We start from the raw sequence: 17,931 nt of genomic DNA on the forward strand, positions 1-17,931 counted from the left end.
TTAGGCTGGTTTCCAGCGCTTCAGCGATAAGTCATGCGCGGTATCATAATAGGACCGCAGGTTTGTCCAGTCAAAGACATCGGAAATGCTTTCGACCCGGTTTCGTTGCTGAATCCGGTCGCGCATACTCATGCGTACAAACCGGAAAAGGATGTCGGCAAGCTGGTCGGCGGCTTCGTTGAAACTCTGGGTACGTCGGTTCACCACGTAGATACCACGATTTTCGTAGTCGCGCATGATCTGCATGATAAAATCACCAAACCCCGACTGATCGCTCGTTACGGTTGGGATGCCCCTCACCACGCATTCGAGTGGTGTATATCCCCAGGGTTCATAATAGCTTGGGAATACACCCAGATGGCAGCCGCGTACAAACTGGCTGTAATCGAGACCAAACAGCGGATTTGTCGAGGCAATAAAATCGGGATGGTAGACGATCTTCACCCGGTCATATTCATTATTCACCAGGTTGGCCTGCCGAATAAACCGCGTCATATCGTCTTCCTGTAATAGGTCGTGCGTAACGAAGCGGGGCAACTGTTTGGTTTTCCAGCTTTGGATGGTCCGTCGGAGCCGGAGCCGCCAATATTCGTCGACGAACTTGTTAAGATCGGGCAGGTTATTGCTTTGTCCGGAAGCCGAGGCCAGAAATAACCGTTCGCCTACCTGCTTTTCAATAGCCTGGCTGGTTTCGCGAATTTCGTCGAGCAGGGCGCGGGTGTGCAGCACTTCGGGGTTGATGGACCGGTAGGGCTGCTTGGTCACCATAAACATCACCACGGTGGTATCCATGTTGGCTTCGCGCATGCGCCAGTTCAGCCGGGCAAGCGCTTCCAGTGTCAGATCATACCCCTTGTTTGTGAACTCGAACCGGCCCGACGTGAAGAAATAAAGCGTTTTGTCGAGATCGAACGAATAGTTCTGGAAGAAATGACCCATCACAAATTCATGGATTCTTTCTTTAAACTTCACGTGTAGGTTCTGAAACTCATGGGCCGCCGCAAACCGGGTCACGTTCAGGCCATTGGGCAGCACCAGGTCAGGATTTCGGCCTAGGAATACCTCACATTCCCGCGCTGTTACGTCGCTGACGGTGGTGAAAACATGGCTTTGCAGGGCAGCCAGTCGCTCAATCGTCGCCTGGGCTTCGATTCCATAATGACGCGCCTCTTTCTGCCAGTTAAACGAACTCAGCCGGGCATAAAATCCTTCTTCGTTCTGGGCCAGATACCGCCCCAACATGGTGGCGTGAGTCGTAAAGGTAGTAGCCACCCGAACGTTTTCACGGCGCAGGTCGGGCAGCCCAGACGCTGCCATCCACTCATGGAAATGAGCGGCCAGATCAATTCGTCGAGTATGATCGTCGGCCAGGAGTTTAATGAATACCCGGACCATCTCGCCGAACGCCAGCGTCTGGTCAACCAGTTCTTCGACACCCAGCGTCGGCAGTTGGTACCGTTCCCAAAGGCCACCTTTAAGCCCGTCAAGGTTGCTCATCAGGTTCTGGAAATTGAACAGGACCACGCGGGGACGACCCGTTACCAGCCAGTAGCCGTATTCGACGTCGTAACCCATCTGGCGCATTTTGCGCACGGTCTGCCCAATCTCAGTTTCATCAGGTTCGGTGATGGGTTCGTATTCGGCAGCGGCTTTCTGCGCAAAATAAGGCCCTAACAGGACGTAGTTATCATCCCATTTTTCGACCATAGCAGGTACCTTCGACCGGATAACGGTATAGATACCGCCGACCTGATTACAAACTTCCCAGGCGACCTCGAGCAGGAGTTTGCGTTTTGACGTTGAGCCTAATCGTTCCACGGCGGGTTAGGATGTGTGGTTTTGTCAGTGAATTAAATTGACCGCTAAGTAAGCGGTTTCCGGGTATGAAAATCGGTGTAGCTGTAAGTTTTACTGTAAACTGGCTAACTTACCACCTTTGCCTCCTGTAAGAAGCAGCTGCTAATGTATTCTGTTAGACCATCTAGGTCTTATAAAGCATGACCAAACATATTTTGCTAATGGATGGCCCCGATGGGCCAGGACTTATTTACCATGTCACGAGTGTATTGTTTCGTCATGGGCTCAATATTATTCGAAATGACGAATATGTAAGTCCCGACGGACGTTTTTTCATGCGCACCGAGTTTGAGTCAGAAGAGGTACAGAATAACCTTGACGGTCAGGCCGTTCTCGATGAGTTAACCGGCATTTTGCCCACTGGCGTGACCTTACGGCTCAACCCGAAAGCCAAAAAGAACATCGTCGTTTTTGTTACCAAAGAACACCACTGCCTGGGCGAGCTACTGATCCGGTATAGTTTCGATGAGTTAGACGCCAATATTCTGGCTGTGATCAGCAACTACACAACGCTACAGCCGCTGGTCAGCAAATTTGGCATTCCGTTTCATTATGTTTCGCACGAGAACAAAACCCGCGAGGAACATGAAGAAGCTGTTCAACGAACGCTGTCGATCTACCAGCCCGACTACCTGGTGCTGGCCAAATATATGCGCGTGTTGACTCCCGGCTTTGTCAGCTCCTACGCCAATCGGATCGTAAACATTCACCACTCTTTTCTGCCCGCTTTTGTGGGGGCCAATCCCTACCGGCAGGCATATGAACGGGGCGTAAAAATTATTGGTGCCACGGCCCATTTCGTCAACAACGACCTCGATGAAGGTCCAATTATTGCCCAGAACACGCAGGAAGTAGATCACCGCCACACTGCCACCGATATGAGCACGATGGGCCGTGACGTGGAAAAGATTGTGCTGTCTCAAGCCCTGAAACTCGTCTTCAACGACCACGTTTTCATCCATCAGAACCGAACGATCATCCTTTAATCAGTTTACTGTTTGCTGTTTACAGTTGCGCTGCTAATTCAGCCACTTGAGCCTTAGCAGCGCAACTGTAAACAGTAAACTGAAAACAGTAGACGCCTTTTTATGGCCCAACACAACGATACGGGAAAACAGGGGGAAGCTGCCGCTAGGCAGTATTTGCAGGATAAGGGCTATCAAATTCTGGAAACGAATTATCGGCATCAGCATGCCGAAATTGACCTGATTGTTCAGAAGGGTAAGATGGTTGTGTTTGTGGAAGTAAAAACCCGGTCGAATGTGAGTTTTGGTGAGCCCGAGACCTTCGTCACCTTTACGAAGGCTAATCTGGTCATGCGCGCGGCCGATCATTATATCTACGCCCGCGACTGGCAGCACGACATCCGGTTCGACGTGGTAGCCATACGCATCACACCCAGCGGCGAAGTGAAGATCAGGCACATCGAAGATGCGTTCTGCTGAAATTGGTTAAACACAGAGGTTTCACAGAGAACACGAAGAGAGTAATAAATAACAACTTTGTTGTCTCTGTGAAACCTCTGTGTCTCTGCGTTTAATCAATTTTTCTTATCGAACTTAAAAACGCCACCAATCCCGCTAATGCTCTGGCGCGGTGGCTGATCTTGTTTTTCTCTGATAAGGGTAGTTCACCGAACGTCTGCGTATACCCGTCGGGCAAAAAAAGCGGGTCGTAGCCAAAACCACCTTCGCCGCGTGCGTCGGTCAGGATCGTTCCGGTTACAATACCTTCAAACTGATATTCGGCCACTTCGCCGGTACCGGTGCGATAGACCAACGTGAACACTGACCGGAACTGCGCTCGCCGGTTGGTTTCCCCATCCATATTTTTAAGCAGCAACGCTTTGTTGCGTTCATTGTCGCGGGGTTCACCGGCGTAGTAGGCAGAATCAACGCCGGGTTCCCCATTCAATGCGTCTACTTCAAGGCCCGTATCGTCGGCAAAGCAGGCCACGCCGAAGTGGTCGAAGACGTACCTGGCTTTCTGGCGGGAGTTTCCCGGAATCGTCCCCGTTGTTTCAGGCAGTTCGTCTGTGCAGCCTATCTCGTGCAGCGTACGCAACGGAAACGCATTACCCAGCGCAGCAGTAACCTCGTCTAACTTGTGGGCATTATTGGTGGCAAAGCAGAGGTCCATAGCGATAAAAAAAGCCGTTGGGTACGTACCCAACGGCTCCACAAAAATAGAGTGATTCGCTTAATTTACCCGAAGAACGTCCATTTCAAAAACCAGCGGTTTATATGGCGTAATGATTGTTCCAGAGCCTGTGGCCCCGTAGGCCTGCCACGACGGAATGATCAGGAAAAACTTTTCACCACGCCGCACTTTCTGCAACGCCAGTGTCCAGCCAGAAATGACCGATGACTGACCAACCGTTACCGCATAACCTACCGTGGCACTGGTTGGATCACTGGCAATGGCAGCGGCAGTAGGTACGTTGGTATCGAATACGGTGCCGTCCAGTAGCTTACCGGTATACTGAATAGAGGCCGTTTCGCCTACTTTGATCAACGCCGAATCGGGATTAGCCCTGATCTTGACAATTCGGATTCCCCCGCCCAGCGTATCGCTAACTACCAGTTTATTGGCATTGATGTAGTCGACAATCTGTTCCTCTTCGGTTCGGATCGATACAACCCGAATATCATAACGGATCGGTGAATACTGAGGGAGTAATAATGTTCCCTGGCGACCCGCATCGAGCGAAGACGGTACCAACACAGCTACTTTCTCGCCTTCCCTGGCTACTGTCAAGCCCAGGAATATGCCGTTGGTTACCGTATTGTACAGGTACGACCCATAGAGCAACGCCCCCGATCGAACCGGATTGGTGCCATAGGTATAGGTAGCTGGATGCACACCATCTGTACTATCGAGGATGGTCCCATCGAGCCGGCTCGACATAACGTAGAAACGTACTTCGTCACCAACCTGGGCCGACTGGTTGGTTGGCGCCGATAGCATTTTCACGTAGTAAGCTCCTGTAGTGCCCAATTGGGTAGCTTGCACCTTTTGGGCCGTAATATATTGCAGAATCTCTGCGTCGTTTTCGCGTTGCTTGCGATCGGCAAGCGTTTCGCCGGTTTCCTGGCAACCCGTCAACCATACACCACACACAAGGCATGCAGCCAGCAGAAAATATCGTTCAAATACGTTACGCATAATACGTTACCCGTCGGTTGTAATACGTTAAAATACCTAGAAGCCTAATGACCCGAAAGTTGCCTGAAACGTTTGACTAGCTTCCTTTTATAACGGCGGCGGGTGACCGATTAGCCACCCGCCTGCTCGTTAATTTTTCTTAACGGCCACCCTGAGGCTGGCCTTGTGGCTGCCCGCCAGGCATTTGAGGCATTTGTTGCGGCTGCCCTTTGCTTACATCCACCAACTCAATATCGAAGATAAGGGGCGAATTTGCCGGGATAGTCGGTGGGGCACCTTGCAGCCCATAGGCCATGCCCGATGGAATAAACAACGTGCCTTTGGTGCCTTTGGCAAACTGCATGATGCCTTCTTCCCAACCGGGAATAATCATACCCACGCCCACCTGAAACTGAATGGGTTTACCGCCACTTTGCTGGTTGGTCAGCGAGCTATCGAACACTTTACCATTCAGCAGTTTGCCAGTGTACTGCACCTGCACGTTGTCGCCTTTGTTTGGTTTAACGCCAGTGCCAGCCTGATTAATGACATAATACACACCATTGGCTGTTTTCTGCGCCTTACCAGCCAGGCCATTTTTAGCCAGGTAGTCGGTCAGGATTTTATCGTCGATGGCTTTTTGCTTATCACGGCTTTCAGTCTGTGCTTTCTGGAATTCCTGTTCGTTCTGTACGTTCAGCAGTTTCACGTTGAACACAATGTCAGACCCTTTAGTGATACCCGGAGGAAACGGCTGGCCGGCCCGCGTGAACAGCGAATCGGCTTTAACGTAGAACGTTGCGCTGTCGCCTTTGCCCAACATCGCCAATCCTTCTTCAAACGAGCCTTTGAATGGAGGCACCTGTAGCATCAACTGAAGAGGTACCCCTTCTTTGTGCGTATCCCGAATTACGGAGTCTTTCGCGTTTTTGAGGGCCAGATGAAGCGTCAGTATATCACCGACTTTGGACTTACGAGCGCCTTCAATTTGCTCGTGCATCTGGTATTTCAGACCCGTCTCGGTAGTCTGCACACGGTCTTTGCCACAGGCCATCATCACGGCTGCCAGCAAGGTTGCTTTGGTAAGCGTCTTAATCTGCATGTTAAACTATATTCTGTTGAATGTGTTAGGTTTAGCTGTTTTCAAGCGAGTTAAACAGCAACAAGTTTTTCTTGGTAATCGGGTAAAACAGCCAGCAGTTTTTGCTCTGTTTCGGCCAGCGACAGTTTCATACGCCCCCCGGCAGCGTTTTTATGGCCACCACCGTTGAAATGCGTACTCACCAGATCACGTACCGAAAAATCGCCGACCGACCGGAAAGACAAGCGAATCTCATCGACCCGATCAATGAGTATGGCTGCAGCCGTTACCCCCTCAACGGAGAGCGCATAATTGACCAATCCTTCGGTATCCCCGGTTTTAGAGCGATATCGCCGTAGTTCGTCGGCAGTCAGCGTGATATAGGCAAAATTGTATTCGGGTAACACGCGCAGTTTTTCATTCAGAACGTACCCAAGCAGCCGGAGCTTATCAATGGATACGCCATCGAAAATGCGGCGGTGAATGCTGCTCACATCAATACCCCGTTCCAGCAGTTGAGCGGCAATCTGGTGTACTTCTGGCGTCGTGCTCGGGTGCCGGAACGAGCCCGTATCGGTCATAAGGCCGGCATACAGGCAAGCCGCCACATCAGCATTGATCAGGTTTCCCTCGCCAAGCTGATCGATCAGCTTAAAAATAAGTTGGGTTGTCGAGGCTGCCGTGGGGTCCCAGTAGGCCAGATCAGCAAACGATTCGGGTTCCAGGTGATGGTCGATCATTACCTTACGGGCGCGGGCCATACGGACCATCGGCCCTAGATCACGGATGCGGTCGAGCCCTGAAAAGTCGAGGCAGAAAATAGTATCGGCCTCTGCCATCAGCCCTTCAACAAGCGTCCGGTTTTTACCGTCATACGCTACCACCTGATCATTCCCGGGCATCCAGGCCAGGTTATGCGGGTAGTCGGTAGGTGTAACGACCGTTACAGCATGTCCTTTTTGCTGTAAATAGCCCGCCAGCCCCAGCGACGACCCCATAGCGTCGGCATCGGGGTTTTGATGGGTGGTAATCAGAATACGATGGGGGTGCCGCAGCAAATCGCCAATGGCCTCAATATCATGCATATTGTCTAACGGAGCAGCGCGCCGTTAACGGAAAGAACAGAGCAGCCCCCTGTCGACAAATCGGAAAAACGAATGGCGAAATTACGAATAATTTGCTAAACATGCCGGAGCCGAACAAAAGGGACAAAGAAAGATGTTTACAGTTTACGGTTTACTGTCTTCTGTTGCGCTGCTCAGGTATGTACTCATAAACCAGCAGCGCAACTGAAGACAGTAAACCGTAAACTGTAAACTCATTTCCATGAAAGGCTTTAATTTCTCTGAATTTGTACCACCCGAGCAGAATGGGGGTAGTAAATTCGATCAGTTGCTCAATATTTTTCAGCAACTACTGCTCATCACGTCAGGCGATGTTGAGCAGGCGATGGCCTGGATGAACCAACTTGACCGTCAGTACAACCTTACCGATGACAAATACGGCATGGGTAATTTCTTTGACGAGTTGAAAGAAAAAGGCTACCTGACGGAGGAAAATCAGGAAGGAAAGATTTCGATCACGCCCAAAACGGAGCAAACCATCCGTCGGTCGGCCCTCGATGAGATTTTCGGAAAACTGAAGCGGTCTAAATCGGGTGGTAATCACAAAACACCCTTTACCGGTTCGGGCGATGAACTGAGCAGCGATCTACGGACCTACCAGTTTGGCGATACGCTGGAACAGATTTCAATGACCGAGTCGATCAAGAATGCGCAGATCAACAGCGGTGTCGATGACTTCACGCTGATGGAACGTGATCTGGAAGTAACTGAGAAAGAGCAGAAGACGCAGACTAGCACGGTGTTGATGATCGATATCAGTCACTCGATGATTCTGTATGGCGAAGACCGGATCACTCCTGCCAAGAAAGTAGCGCTGGCGCTTGTAGAGCTGGTGAAGCAGAAGTACCCCAAAGATACGCTAGACATTGTGGTGTTTGGGAACGACGCCTGGCAAATTCAGGCTAAAGATTTGCCGTATCTGGAAGTAGGGCCTTACCACACCAATACGGTAGCGGGTCTGGAACTGGCAATGGACTTACTGCGCCGCCGGAAGAACAAGAACAAGCAGATTTTTATGATCACCGATGGGAAACCTACCTGTCTGAAAGAAGGGATTCGGTATTATAAAAACTCGTTTGGTCTCGACCGTAAGGTCGTTAGCAAAACCCTGACGCTGGCCGCTCAGTGTCGCCGCCTCGATATTCCGGTAACGACCTTCATGATCGCTACCGATACGTACCTGAAACAATTCGTGCAGGAATTCACAAAAGTGAACAACGGCCGTGCTTATTACAGCGGTTTACAGGGACTGGGCAATATGATGTTTGAAGACTTTCAGCGAAACCGCCGGAAGAATATTAAGTGAGTTTTGAACTAAGCCTGGCTACGTAGGCTCCTTGCCCCGGCTGATAGAACGTACCTACCAGTTCGGCCACATAAGTGAACTGGCCGGGCATAGACCAGATGGCCAGCCGTTGCGCACGCGTCGAGTCAGGCGCATAGATGTATGTATCCCCCATTTTGATCACCGGTTCAATAAGGGCCCGAATGGCGTCCTGGTCGTCGGTGTTGGCTGGGCAGATTGTGCTCATTAAAGCGTAGTACCGAAGCTGGCGCTTCGGTGCTACTGCTGCTTCACCAAGCCCCGGCAGATTTTGCTGGCGAGAGCGGGACCTTCGTAAATGAATCCAGTGTATACCTGAACGAGGCTGGCCCCGGCGTCGAGTTTTTCCTGCGCATCGGCGGCGGTTTGTATGCCGCCAACGCCAATAATCGGGAAGGCTCCGTTCGATTTTGTGTGCAGGTACCGAATCACCTCTGTTGAACGTACCTGAACAGGCTTACCACTGACACCGCCAGCTCCCATCTTGGTAACGGCAGCCTCGGGTGTCATCAACCCCTCCCGGCTGATCGTCGTATTGGTGGCAATTACCCCGGCAATGCCCGTTTCCTGCACAATCTCGATAATGTCATCGAGCTGGCTATCAGTCAGATCAGGGGCTATTTTGAGCAGAATTGGCTTCGGCTTGTTCTTCAGAGCATTCTCCCCCTGCAAACGACCCAGAATAGCGGTCAGCGGACCTTTTTCCTGCAAATCACGTAGGCCTGGCGTATTTGGCGATGACACATTGACCACGAAATAGTCGACGTCGTGGAACAGGTCACGGAAGCAAAGCAGGTAGTCATCCAGGGCCGATTCGTTGGCGGTAACTTTATTCTTACCTATGTTTCCTCCGATCAGCATGCGCGATGTGCCTGCACCCTGCCGGTAATGATGAAGCCGACCGGCCGCTGGCCCCGAGCCTTTATTGTTGAAACCCATCCGATTGATAAGCCCTTTATCTGCTTTGAGCCTGAACAGGCGGGGTTTCTCGTTACCTGGCTGCGGCCGGGGGGTTACCGTTCCGATCTCGATAAAGCCAAAGCCTAGACTACTGAGCTCATGCACCCATTCGCCGTTTTTATCGAAACCCGCCGCCAGGCCAACCGGGTTCGGAAAAGACAAGCCGAAAACAGTTCGTTCCAGGCTTGGGTGTCGGTAAATGAATAACCAGCGCAGCAGGCCAGGCAAGCCTGGAATTCGATGAGCCAGCTGCAGCACCGACATAGCGAAGTAGTGAACAGACTCGGCGTTGAAGCGGAATAGAATAGGTAGCAGAATACGGGTGTACATAGTTACAAAGGTACACGATCGAGGTCTGTGCGTCACTGTCTGACCGGCTGGTTGATTTGCAATTGCGGGGTAGTGTGCCGTATTTTGCGCATCATAAATACAGACGCTAATGACGTTCCCAGACGAACTCCAGTACACCCCTGATCACGAATGGATTCGGCTCGAAGCCGACGGTACAGCCATCGTAGGCATCACTGATTTTGCCCAGCACGAACTCGGCGATATCGTCTATGTAGACATCAACACCCTGGGTCAGACACTGGCGAAAGGGGAGATTTTCGGGTCAGTTGAAGCCGTTAAAACGGTATCCGATCTGTTTATCCCCGTGGCTGGCGAAATTCTGGAAATGAACGATGAAGCCGAAAAAAGCCCGGAACTGGTTAACACAGATCCCTATGGCCGTGGCTGGATCGTTCGCATCAAACTGACAGATGGCACCGATACCGATGATCTGCTGTCGGCCAGTGCTTACCAGGAATTGGTTGGACAATAAATAACCGTTTACAGTCTTCTGTTCTCAGTTGCGCTGCTTGTCAACCTTGCGTGAAGCTGGCAACGCAACTGAAAACAGAAGCTTGCAAACGGTAAACTCCTTTTTCATCGGCTCCAGCGAACAGTCTGTTTATGGAGCCTTTTTTATGCCTATGCACCTCCTGATTCGCTCGGCCCGCGTGGTCGATTCTCTCTCTGCCCATCATGAGCAGGTCGTTGATCTGATCATCGAAAACGGGCTTATTCGTCAGATTGGCACTGAGTTGGCCGTTCCGGCTGGGGCACAGGTTGTTAACGTACCAAATCTGCATCTATCGGCAGGCTGGGTTGATGGGCGGGCAGCGGCCAACGACCCGGGGCACGAACACCGGGAAACGCTTACTGACCTGGCCAGCGCTGCCGCCGCCGGTGGTTTCACCGATGTAGTTCTGTTGCCCAACGCCAGTCCTGTGGTCGATGCAAAAGACACGCTTGGGTACGTTCGGCGGATGGCCGACGGGCAACCTGCCCGCCTGCACCCAATGGCGGCTATCACCAAGGGCGCGAAAGGAATCGACTTCACCGATATGATCGACCTGCACCGGGCCGGAGCCATTGCCTTCTCGGATGGTGATCACCCGTTGCAGAACCCCGATCTGCTCTTGAAGACACTGCAATACCTTAGACCCATGAACGGGCTATTGGTGAACCGGGCCGAAGAACAGTTGCTTACCCAGTTCGGGCAGATGCACGAAGGTGTACAGAGCACGTTGCTGGGCCTGAAAGGGCTACCCGCCATGGCCGAAGTGATGATGATCGAGCGAGACCTGCGACTGCTTTATTATGTACTGGAGCAGGAAAAAGACCTTACCAACAACAAGGTACCTGTGCTGCACTTCGCCTGCCTCTCGGCGGCACAATCGGTCCAATTGGTCCGGCGGGCCAAAGCAATGGGCTTGCCCGTCAGTTGCGACGTAGCAGCTCATCAGCTGGTATTTACCGATACGGACCTGGCGGGCTTCGACACGTACCTGAAAGTGAATCCGCCGTTTCGGTCGCAAGCTGACGTTGACGCCCTCTGGGAAGGCCTCGCCGACGGCACCATCGACATGATCGTGTCGGACCATCACCCACAGGATGAAGAGAGCAAAAACGTTGAATTTGACGTAGCGGAATTCGGTATCAGTTCGCTGGAAACCGTATTTGCAGCTATTCAGACCAGCAACAATGGCCGACTGCCGCTCCGCACGCTCATCGATCTACTGACGGTTGGCCCGCGCCGGGTACTGCGCTTACCAGCCGTAACTATCGAAGAAGGCCAACCGGCCGTGTGTACCTGTTTCGACCCAACTGCCCAGTGGACATTCGGCCGGTCGGTTTCGCCGGCAAAAAATTCACCTTTCCTGGGCCAGACATTGATCGGAAACGTGCTGGGTACTGTTCTACTGAATGGAACAACGCTCGACTTACCTTCGTGATAAAACGGAGCCCCACTTCCCTGAACGAATGAACTATTTCAATCATCCTTTATTAAAAATTCCCCTGCTGTTTGGCCTGGCTGCCGGACTTGCCGTGTTCCTCTATTTTCTGGGTATGCACGCGTTGGGTATTTCAGCCCTGTTTGTCAACGAGAAATATCCCTTCGACTTCGGCATTCATCTCATCCTGATGGTGGCTGCCGTCTGGTATTACCGCCGCACAGTTGGCAACGGCTTATTACACATGTGGGAAGGGCTCACGATCTGCTACATCGTAAACACAGTGGGTGCTTTGCTGGCAGGCTGGCTTATCTACGGCTTCATCACCCTGATCGACCCAACCGAATTCACGCGCTACATCAGCGACTTGCAGCATTTTCAGATTAGTGATAAGGCCAACTACGTGAAGACATTTGGCGAAGAAGCTTATAAAGCCCAGTTAGCGCAAACGGCCAAAACCACGCCAGATGTATTGCCACTCAGTATGTTGGGCAAAAAAACGTTGCTGGGTATCCTGCCGATTCTAGTTATTTCGTTGCTGTTTCGCAAGCAGGATTACAGTATTATGAATCCTTAAAAAACACGATCCCGTCATGGAAGAAAAACCATCTACCGCCAAACTCGCTCTTAAGTGGGGAGTCATCACCGCCGTAGCCCTGATTATTTATTCGACGCTGCTCTATACCATTGGCGGCATGGCCAATACCAGCCTTACCCTGCTGGTGTATGTGATTATTGCCATCGGAATCACCTTAGGTATTCGGGAGTTTCGCGCCATGAACGGTGGCTATCTGACCATTGGCGAAGGAGTGGGGCTGGGTGCGCTCCTGTCTGCGGTGTCTGGGCTGCTTTCCTCTATCTACAGTGTGCTGTATACCACCGTCATCGACCCGAGCGTTAGAGAACAGATCATGAATCAAGTTCGGGCAAAAATGGAAGATCAGGGTAACCTGACCGACGAGCAGATTGATCAGGCACTCGACATATCGCAGAAATTTCAAAGTCCGGGCCTGCAGCTCATCTTCGGTATTCTGGGCTCAGTCTTGATTGGCGTGATCTTCTCGCTGATCATCTCGGCCATCATGCGGCGTAAAAAGGATAACCCCTTCGAATAACGCCGTTCTGCCCATCTGCCTGCTGCTCTTGCTCATTGTCCTTCGTACCTCGTAACTCCGCTCGTGTTAGCCATCTTTCGCAAAGAATTAAATCAGTTTTTCTCCTCGCCCATCGCCTACATCATTATGGGCGTGTTTCTGGCGGTGGTCGGACTGCTGTTATGGGTGTTTCCAGGCACTAATCTGCTCGACTATGGCTATGCCGATATGGGCCAGTTTTTTGCGCTGACGCCTTATGTGTTAGTGTTTCTGGCGCCAGCCATCACCATGCGTGCCATTGCCGATGAGGTACGTAGTGGTACGCTCGAATGGCTCCTGACCAAGCCCGTTGGCAGTTGGGGGGTCGTGTTGGGAAAATTCGGTGCCTGCTGGTTACTGGTGGCCCTTACGCTCTTACCCACCCTGATTTATTACGTAAGCCTGTACCAGCTTGGCAACCCACCGGGCAATATCGACTCGGCCATGGTGGCTGGGTCATATATGGGGTTACTCTTGCTGGCTGGTGTCTTTGTGGCCGTAGGTCTCTGGGCATCGTCGCTGAACGACAATCAGGTAGTGGCCTTCATTGTTGGCACAGTGGCCTGCCTGGCTCTATTCGCGGGCCTGAGTACACTGAGTGGCCTGCTGGGTACGTCCGACGCGGCCTATTGGTTCGACTACCTTAGCCTTGATCAGCAATACAGCGCACTAGGTCGTGGGTTGCTCGACACCCGTAACATCATTTACCTAATTAGCCTCACTGCACTCTTCCTATACCTGACCGCATTACGCCTTGCCCGGCGCTAGATCCTGACGGCAGTATATTATGCTTCGCTTTTTACTCAACCCTACACTTGTTCGGCTAGCCGCTGTTGGCTGGAGCATCGCCATCAGCATCGGCTGTTTCTGGCCAAGCAGCCAGTTGCCCGACCTGAGCCACGGCCGCGACAAGTACCTGCATGCCGTTATCTTTTTTCTCTTTGCCATACTCTGGCGACTGGCAGGCTGGTCGACCCGGCTGGTCCTGTTCGTAGGGATTGTCTATGCAGGAGCCATCGAATTGATCCAGGCGATGATTCCGGAGATCCACCGCTCTGGCGACTGGTTCGATTTCTGGGTCGATGTTCTCGGCCTGTTCATTGGTATTATTGTAGCAAAGCCGCTGCTCCGGGCATTCAGGATGCAACCATCGTAACGCAGAAAATGAATACAACGTACCTACGCGTCGATCCTGATGATCTGGACGATGTGCTGACAAAAATAGAACAGTCCTATTCGATCACCTTCGGCACCAATGACCTTCGGCAAGTTGAAACGTTCGGTCAGCTTTGCGAGGCGATCACCGAGAAAATTCAATTAGCCGACCTGGAAGACTGCACCTCGCAACAAGCCTTTTACAAGCTTCGGCAAGGCATTGTCGACGTATTAAACGTCGACAGACAAAGCATACGCCCGGCTACTGAGCTAGCTGAATTATTTCCGAGAAGCACCCGACGAACTGCCATACAGCAATTAGAAAGGCACCTGGGCTTCAACCCTAAACTATTAGTCCCCAATAGTAGCCTTGCTTCGCTTGGCGTTTGCTTCTTTTTTGCGTCGCCATTCGTAGCCCAATACGGGGCGATGTACGGAGTGGCCAGCTTAGTTTGTGCTGTCGGCCTACTCGTTGTTGCCATCAAAAGCGCCCGACAGTTCAGCGTTCAAACTGTTGGCGAACTGGCCGAAAAGCTGGCTCGCGAGCATTACACAAAAATGCGGAGGGATTCATGTACGGTCAACAAACAGGAAATTGCCGAGCAGATAAAACAGCTTTTCTACGATGGGCTGGCCATCAAGCCGGATTCACTCCACGCCGACTCACTCCTGAACCGGTTGTGAGCCGTAAACGCAACCGCCCCGCTTCTGTTACAGAAGCGGGGCGGCCTGGTAATAGAACGTAGTTTATTGGCGGGCTACTTTATTACACCGGTCTGTAATGAGTTTGTACGCATGAACGTACCCGAGTTCACCGGCGCGGCTCAGATCACCACAACCCGCTACCTCATCACCGCCATCGTAGCGAATGATGCCCCGCAGGTAGTACGCTTCAGCGTGGCGTGGATTCAGTTTCACGGTGCTGTTGCAATCGATCATTGCCCCTCTCTGATCACCCAGTGATGAACGGATTGTGCCCCGAATGAAATAGGCTTCCGCGTTGATTGGATTCAGTTCGACAGCCCGGTTCAAATCGAGCAAGGCTGGTTTACCATCGCCCGTCGAGTTTTTCAGAATACCCCGGACCATGTACGCATCGGCGCGGTCGTCGCTCAGTTCGGCTACTTTATAGCGTTCCTGCACTACAGTGGCCAGCAGCGGCAACAGATTCTGCGTGATAAAGTCGCTGTAATAGGCTTTCGTCTGAATGCTGCGGTTATCCATCTCAATCGATTTATCCAGATCAGTCAGAGCCAGTTTATTGTTGCCCGAGCGGCTCCGGCAAAAACCACGGCTGAAAAATGCTCTGAAATGATTCGGGTTCAGTTCCAGCGTTTTGTTGTAATCAGCCACGGCGTTATCAAACTCACCCAGGCGGGTTTTAACCAGGCCGCGCTTGTAGAACAGTTCGGCCTCCTGCGGGGTCAGTTCAATGGCCCGCGAGAAATCAGCCAGTGATCCCTTGTAATCTTCCAGCTTGAACCGGGCATATCCCCGGCCGGCCAGCGCAGGCGCTTTGTTGGGGGCCTTTTCCAACGCCAGCCCAAAATCGGCCAGAGCGCCTTTGTAGTCGGTCAGGCTATTCTTACAGTTGCCACGCGCCGTCAGGATATTAGCATCTGTAGGCGCCAGTGACGCCGCTTTATTGTAGTCTGTCAGCGCGCTGGCCAGGTAATTCATTTGTGACCGGGTCAGACCGCGATAATAATATAGAAATGCATCGTTAGGGCTTAGCTCAATCGACCGGTTAAAGTCTTGCATAGCTCCCCGGTAATCTTCCAGTTTCGACCGGTTGATTCCCCGGTACAGGAAGGCGTTGGCATCCTGCGGGTTCAGTTCAATCGACTGATCAAGGTCTGCAATTGACCCCTGGAGGTCATTGAGACTACTTTTGGCCAATGCCCTGTTGTAATAACTGGGCGCATTGTCAGGATTCATGATGATGGCGGTGGTAAAAGCCTGTAATGCCCCGGTGAAATCCTTCGCATTACTTTTCTGAATCCCTTCGTTGAAAAAATCAACGGCAGTTTGTTGCCCAAAGGCAGTTAACGACAACAACACATAGAAGCTTGTTGCACAGAGAGATACATAGATTTTTTTCATTGAGACTGTTTTAACTGATTCACACATATTTAGTTAGGCTCTCAAATCTATGTGGCTTATACCTAGTGTGCAAGTTTACCGTATCAAAAAATTATATATAAATACCTAACTTTATATACCTACTATACCTATAGGAATAATGACTTGTGTTTTTTTAACGTTTCCTCCCCACGACTACCCTGACAATCTGTCAGCCAAGTAGCCCGATTCTTCGTACCTTTGTGTATAGACTATGACCATACAGACACCGTTCTGTCTTTATACTATATCATGGAACGCATTGCCGAATTAACCATCCTGTCGACCAACGATAAAGAAGTAGTCGATCTTCCCCACACCTCCGTTGATGAGCTGGCCGTGGGCAAAAAACGGCTATACATCGAGAGTTATGGCTGCCAGATGAATTTCTCTGATTCAGAGATTGTAGCGGCCGTTATGCGTAATGCCGGCTTTGCAACAACATCGTCAGCTGACGAGGCCGATCTTATTTTTCTGAATACCTGCGCCATTCGTGACAACGCCGAGCAAAAAGTTCGTCATCGGCTTAAGCAGCTGAACACGTACAAGAAAAAGAAGCCGGAATTAATGGTCGGTATGCTTGGCTGCATGGCCGAGCGACTGAAAACCAAGCTTCTGGAAGAAGAGAAGATCGTTGATATTGTGGCCGGCCCCGATGCTTACCGCGACATTCCTAAACTGGTTGAAGAAGCCGAAACCGGGCAGAAAGCCGTTAACGTTTTCCTGTCGCGGGAAGAAACGTATGCCGATATCTCCCCTATCCGCCTGAATTCGAACGGCATTACGGCTTTCATCTCGATCATGCGTGGCTGCGATAATATGTGCAGCTTCTGCGTGGTTCCGTTCACCCGTGGTCGCGAACGGAGCCGTGATCCGCACAGCATTATCCGGGAGGCCGAACAGCTTTTTGCTGAAGGGTACCGCGAGGTAACGCTGCTTGGTCAGAACGTGGATTCATACAAGTGGCAGGGCGCCGGGAATGAAGGGCAGGGAATGCCAGGTGCGGGCGTTGACGTCCCCCGCCCCACAACCCACGATACGGTGACCTTCGCCCATTTACTTGAGCGTGTAGCCGGTATTCACCCCGATCTGCGGGTACGTTTTTCAACGTCGCACCCGAAAGATATTACGGATGAGGTGCTGCACACGATGGCCCGCTTCGACAACATCTGTAAGTATATTCACCTACCTGCGCAGAGTGGCAACAGCCGGATCCTGTCGCTGATGAACCGGACGTATGACCGGGAATGGTATCTGCAAAAGATCGATCGCATTCGGGCCATTCTTGGCGATGACTGCGGGATTTCGCACGATATGATTTCGGGTTTCTGTTCAGAAACAGAGGAAGAACATCAGGATACGCTGTCGTTGATGGAATACGCCCGTTATGACTATGGCTATATGTTCGCCTACTCGGAACGGCCGGGTACGTTGGCAGCCAAAAAATATAAGGACGACGTACCTGAAGACGTAAAAAAACGTCGACTCAGCGAAATCATTGCCCTGCAGCAACGCCTCTCGCTTGAACGCAACCAGCGCCATATTGGTCAAATACAGCGGGTGCTGGCAGAGGGACCGTCGAAACGGTCGGCAGATGATCTGAGTGGTCGTAACGACCAGAACAAGGTGGTTGTCTTTCCACGCGGCACCTTTCAGAAGGGGGATTATGTCGACGTGCTGGTTACCGAATGCTCGTCAGCTACGCTTATAGGCACGGTGGTATAGTAGTTAGTCCTCTGTCTTCGGTCCTCGC

19 protein-coding genes are annotated in these 17,931 nt (G+C 51.6%); 11 read left to right on the top strand and 8 right to left on the bottom strand.

Annotation, left to right across the window (positions count from 1 at the left end):
• Nucleotides 1-1,818, bottom strand: a complete 1,818-nt coding sequence (locus ACAW75_RS07095) for a glycosyltransferase (RefSeq protein WP_370727988.1) — start codon at nucleotides 1,816-1,818, stop codon at nucleotides 1-3.
• A 179-nt stretch (nucleotides 1,819-1,997) separates the two neighbouring features.
• On the opposite strand from ACAW75_RS07095, the gene purU reads away from it, so the two are divergent.
• Together purU and ACAW75_RS07105 are read left to right on the top strand one after the other, a co-directional pair.
• A complete protein-coding gene (gene purU, locus ACAW75_RS07100; protein WP_370727989.1) occupies nucleotides 1,998-2,843 on the top strand; it encodes a formyltetrahydrofolate deformylase in 846 nt (281 codons plus the stop codon).
• A 102-nt stretch (nucleotides 2,844-2,945) separates the two neighbouring features.
• A complete protein-coding gene (locus ACAW75_RS07105; protein ID WP_370727990.1) occupies nucleotides 2,946-3,302 on the top strand; it encodes a YraN family protein in 357 nt (118 codons plus the stop codon).
• Between the two features lie 91 nt (nucleotides 3,303-3,393).
• On the opposite strand, the gene rdgB is transcribed toward ACAW75_RS07105, so the two are convergent.
• The 4 genes from rdgB to ACAW75_RS07125 form a co-directional block, all read right to left on the bottom strand.
• Nucleotides 3,394-3,996, bottom strand: coding sequence for an RdgB/HAM1 family non-canonical purine NTP pyrophosphatase (gene rdgB, locus ACAW75_RS07110; RefSeq protein ID WP_370727991.1), 603 nt, complete (start codon nucleotides 3,994-3,996; stop codon nucleotides 3,394-3,396).
• A 60-nt stretch (nucleotides 3,997-4,056) separates the two neighbouring features.
• Nucleotides 4,057-5,022: an FKBP-type peptidyl-prolyl cis-trans isomerase gene (locus ACAW75_RS07115; protein ID WP_370727992.1), complete on the bottom strand. Its 966-nt coding sequence runs from the start codon at nucleotides 5,020-5,022 to the stop codon at nucleotides 4,057-4,059.
• A gap of 139 nt (nucleotides 5,023-5,161) precedes the next feature.
• A complete protein-coding gene (locus ACAW75_RS07120; RefSeq protein WP_370727993.1) occupies nucleotides 5,162-6,103 on the bottom strand; it encodes an FKBP-type peptidyl-prolyl cis-trans isomerase in 942 nt (313 codons plus the stop codon).
• 50 nt (nucleotides 6,104-6,153) lie between these two features.
• Entirely contained in the window at nucleotides 6,154-7,167 is a 1,014-nt protein-coding gene (locus tag ACAW75_RS07125; protein WP_370727994.1) for a DHH family phosphoesterase, read from the bottom strand.
• Between the two features lie 241 nt (nucleotides 7,168-7,408).
• On the opposite strand from ACAW75_RS07125, the gene ACAW75_RS07130 reads away from it, so the two are divergent.
• Nucleotides 7,409-8,512 (top strand): vWA domain-containing protein, encoded by a 1,104-nt coding sequence (locus ACAW75_RS07130; protein WP_370727995.1) that lies wholly within the window; start codon nucleotides 7,409-7,411, stop codon nucleotides 8,510-8,512.
• Here ACAW75_RS07130 and ACAW75_RS07135 read toward each other — a convergent pair.
• Together ACAW75_RS07135 and ACAW75_RS07140 are read right to left on the bottom strand one after the other, a co-directional pair.
• Nucleotides 8,505-8,738, bottom strand: a complete 234-nt coding sequence (locus tag ACAW75_RS07135) for a hypothetical protein (RefSeq protein WP_370727996.1) — start codon at nucleotides 8,736-8,738, stop codon at nucleotides 8,505-8,507. The genes ACAW75_RS07130 and ACAW75_RS07135 overlap by 8 nt on opposite strands.
• Before the next feature lie 32 nt (nucleotides 8,739-8,770).
• On the bottom strand, nucleotides 8,771-9,820 hold the full coding sequence (locus tag ACAW75_RS07140) for a quinone-dependent dihydroorotate dehydrogenase (RefSeq protein ID WP_370727997.1): 1,050 nt from the start codon (nucleotides 9,818-9,820) through the stop codon (nucleotides 8,771-8,773).
• A gap of 109 nt (nucleotides 9,821-9,929) precedes the next feature.
• Between ACAW75_RS07140 and gcvH the strand changes: the two genes are divergently transcribed.
• From gcvH to ACAW75_RS07175, 7 genes are all read left to right on the top strand, one after another.
• Nucleotides 9,930-10,313 (top strand): glycine cleavage system protein GcvH, encoded by a 384-nt coding sequence (gene gcvH, locus ACAW75_RS07145; RefSeq protein ID WP_370727998.1) that lies wholly within the window; start codon nucleotides 9,930-9,932, stop codon nucleotides 10,311-10,313.
• A 151-nt stretch (nucleotides 10,314-10,464) separates the two neighbouring features.
• Nucleotides 10,465-11,769 (top strand): dihydroorotase, encoded by a 1,305-nt coding sequence (locus ACAW75_RS07150; protein WP_370727999.1) that lies wholly within the window; start codon nucleotides 10,465-10,467, stop codon nucleotides 11,767-11,769.
• A 28-nt stretch (nucleotides 11,770-11,797) separates the two neighbouring features.
• Complete coding sequence (locus tag ACAW75_RS07155) at nucleotides 11,798-12,346, top strand: DUF4199 domain-containing protein (RefSeq protein WP_370728000.1); 549 nt, start codon at nucleotides 11,798-11,800, stop codon at nucleotides 12,344-12,346.
• A gap of 16 nt (nucleotides 12,347-12,362) precedes the next feature.
• Nucleotides 12,363-12,884 (top strand): DUF4199 domain-containing protein, encoded by a 522-nt coding sequence (locus tag ACAW75_RS07160; protein WP_370728001.1) that lies wholly within the window; start codon nucleotides 12,363-12,365, stop codon nucleotides 12,882-12,884.
• Between the two features lie 63 nt (nucleotides 12,885-12,947).
• Nucleotides 12,948-13,670: a gliding motility-associated ABC transporter permease subunit GldF gene (gldF, locus tag ACAW75_RS07165; RefSeq protein WP_370728002.1), complete on the top strand. Its 723-nt coding sequence runs from the start codon at nucleotides 12,948-12,950 to the stop codon at nucleotides 13,668-13,670.
• Between the two features lie 19 nt (nucleotides 13,671-13,689).
• Entirely contained in the window at nucleotides 13,690-14,058 is a 369-nt protein-coding gene (locus ACAW75_RS07170; protein WP_370728003.1) for a VanZ family protein, read from the top strand.
• A gap of 8 nt (nucleotides 14,059-14,066) precedes the next feature.
• The gene (locus ACAW75_RS07175; RefSeq protein WP_370728004.1) at nucleotides 14,067-14,741 is read left to right on the top strand and encodes a hypothetical protein; all 675 of its coding nucleotides are present in this window, start codon (nucleotides 14,067-14,069) and stop codon (nucleotides 14,739-14,741) included.
• 63 nt (nucleotides 14,742-14,804) lie between these two features.
• Here ACAW75_RS07175 and ACAW75_RS07180 read toward each other — a convergent pair whose 3' ends face one another.
• The gene (locus ACAW75_RS07180) at nucleotides 14,805-16,160 is read right to left on the bottom strand and encodes a tetratricopeptide repeat protein (protein ID WP_370728005.1); all 1,356 of its coding nucleotides are present in this window, start codon (nucleotides 16,158-16,160) and stop codon (nucleotides 14,805-14,807) included.
• Nucleotides 16,161-16,430: 270 nt separating this feature from the next.
• Between ACAW75_RS07180 and miaB the strand changes: the two genes are divergently transcribed.
• The gene (gene miaB / locus ACAW75_RS07185; RefSeq protein WP_370728006.1) at nucleotides 16,431-17,903 is read left to right on the top strand and encodes a tRNA (N6-isopentenyl adenosine(37)-C2)-methylthiotransferase MiaB; all 1,473 of its coding nucleotides are present in this window, start codon (nucleotides 16,431-16,433) and stop codon (nucleotides 17,901-17,903) included.
• Nucleotides 17,904-17,931: the final 28 nt, after the last annotated feature.

Origin of the sequence: Fibrella arboris (genome assembly GCF_041321095.1) — a bacterium.
Taxonomy (GTDB): Bacteria; Bacteroidota; Bacteroidia; order Cytophagales; family Spirosomataceae; genus Fibrella; species Fibrella arboris.

Excerpts from the sequence above, each read along its gene's own strand:
- purU (WP_370727989.1), top strand. The coding sequence starts at position 1,998 with ATGACCAAACATATTTTGCTAATGGATGGCCCCGATGGGCCAGGACTT.
- ACAW75_RS07105 (WP_370727990.1), top strand. The coding sequence starts at position 2,946 with ATGGCCCAACACAACGATACGGGAAAACAGGGGGAAGCTGCCGCTAGG.
- rdgB (WP_370727991.1), bottom strand. The coding sequence starts at position 3,996 with ATGGACCTCTGCTTTGCCACCAATAATGCCCACAAGTTAGACGAGGTT.
- ACAW75_RS07115 (WP_370727992.1), bottom strand. The coding sequence starts at position 5,022 with ATGCGTAACGTATTTGAACGATATTTTCTGCTGGCTGCATGCCTTGTG.
- ACAW75_RS07120 (WP_370727993.1), bottom strand. The coding sequence starts at position 6,103 with ATGCAGATTAAGACGCTTACCAAAGCAACCTTGCTGGCAGCCGTGATG.
- ACAW75_RS07125 (WP_370727994.1), bottom strand. The coding sequence starts at position 7,167 with ATGCATGATATTGAGGCCATTGGCGATTTGCTGCGGCACCCCCATCGT.
- ACAW75_RS07130 (WP_370727995.1), top strand. The coding sequence starts at position 7,409 with ATGAAAGGCTTTAATTTCTCTGAATTTGTACCACCCGAGCAGAATGGG.
- ACAW75_RS07135 (WP_370727996.1), bottom strand. The coding sequence starts at position 8,738 with ATGAGCACAATCTGCCCAGCCAACACCGACGACCAGGACGCCATTCGG.
- ACAW75_RS07140 (WP_370727997.1), bottom strand. The coding sequence starts at position 9,820 with ATGTACACCCGTATTCTGCTACCTATTCTATTCCGCTTCAACGCCGAG.
- gcvH (WP_370727998.1), top strand. The coding sequence starts at position 9,930 with ATGACGTTCCCAGACGAACTCCAGTACACCCCTGATCACGAATGGATT.
- ACAW75_RS07150 (WP_370727999.1), top strand. The coding sequence starts at position 10,465 with ATGCACCTCCTGATTCGCTCGGCCCGCGTGGTCGATTCTCTCTCTGCC.
- ACAW75_RS07155 (WP_370728000.1), top strand. The coding sequence starts at position 11,798 with ATGAACTATTTCAATCATCCTTTATTAAAAATTCCCCTGCTGTTTGGC.
- ACAW75_RS07160 (WP_370728001.1), top strand. The coding sequence starts at position 12,363 with ATGGAAGAAAAACCATCTACCGCCAAACTCGCTCTTAAGTGGGGAGTC.
- ACAW75_RS07170 (WP_370728003.1), top strand. The coding sequence starts at position 13,690 with ATGCTTCGCTTTTTACTCAACCCTACACTTGTTCGGCTAGCCGCTGTT.
- ACAW75_RS07175 (WP_370728004.1), top strand. The coding sequence starts at position 14,067 with ATGAATACAACGTACCTACGCGTCGATCCTGATGATCTGGACGATGTG.
- ACAW75_RS07180 (WP_370728005.1), bottom strand. The coding sequence starts at position 16,160 with ATGAAAAAAATCTATGTATCTCTCTGTGCAACAAGCTTCTATGTGTTG.
- miaB (WP_370728006.1), top strand. The coding sequence starts at position 16,431 with ATGGAACGCATTGCCGAATTAACCATCCTGTCGACCAACGATAAAGAA.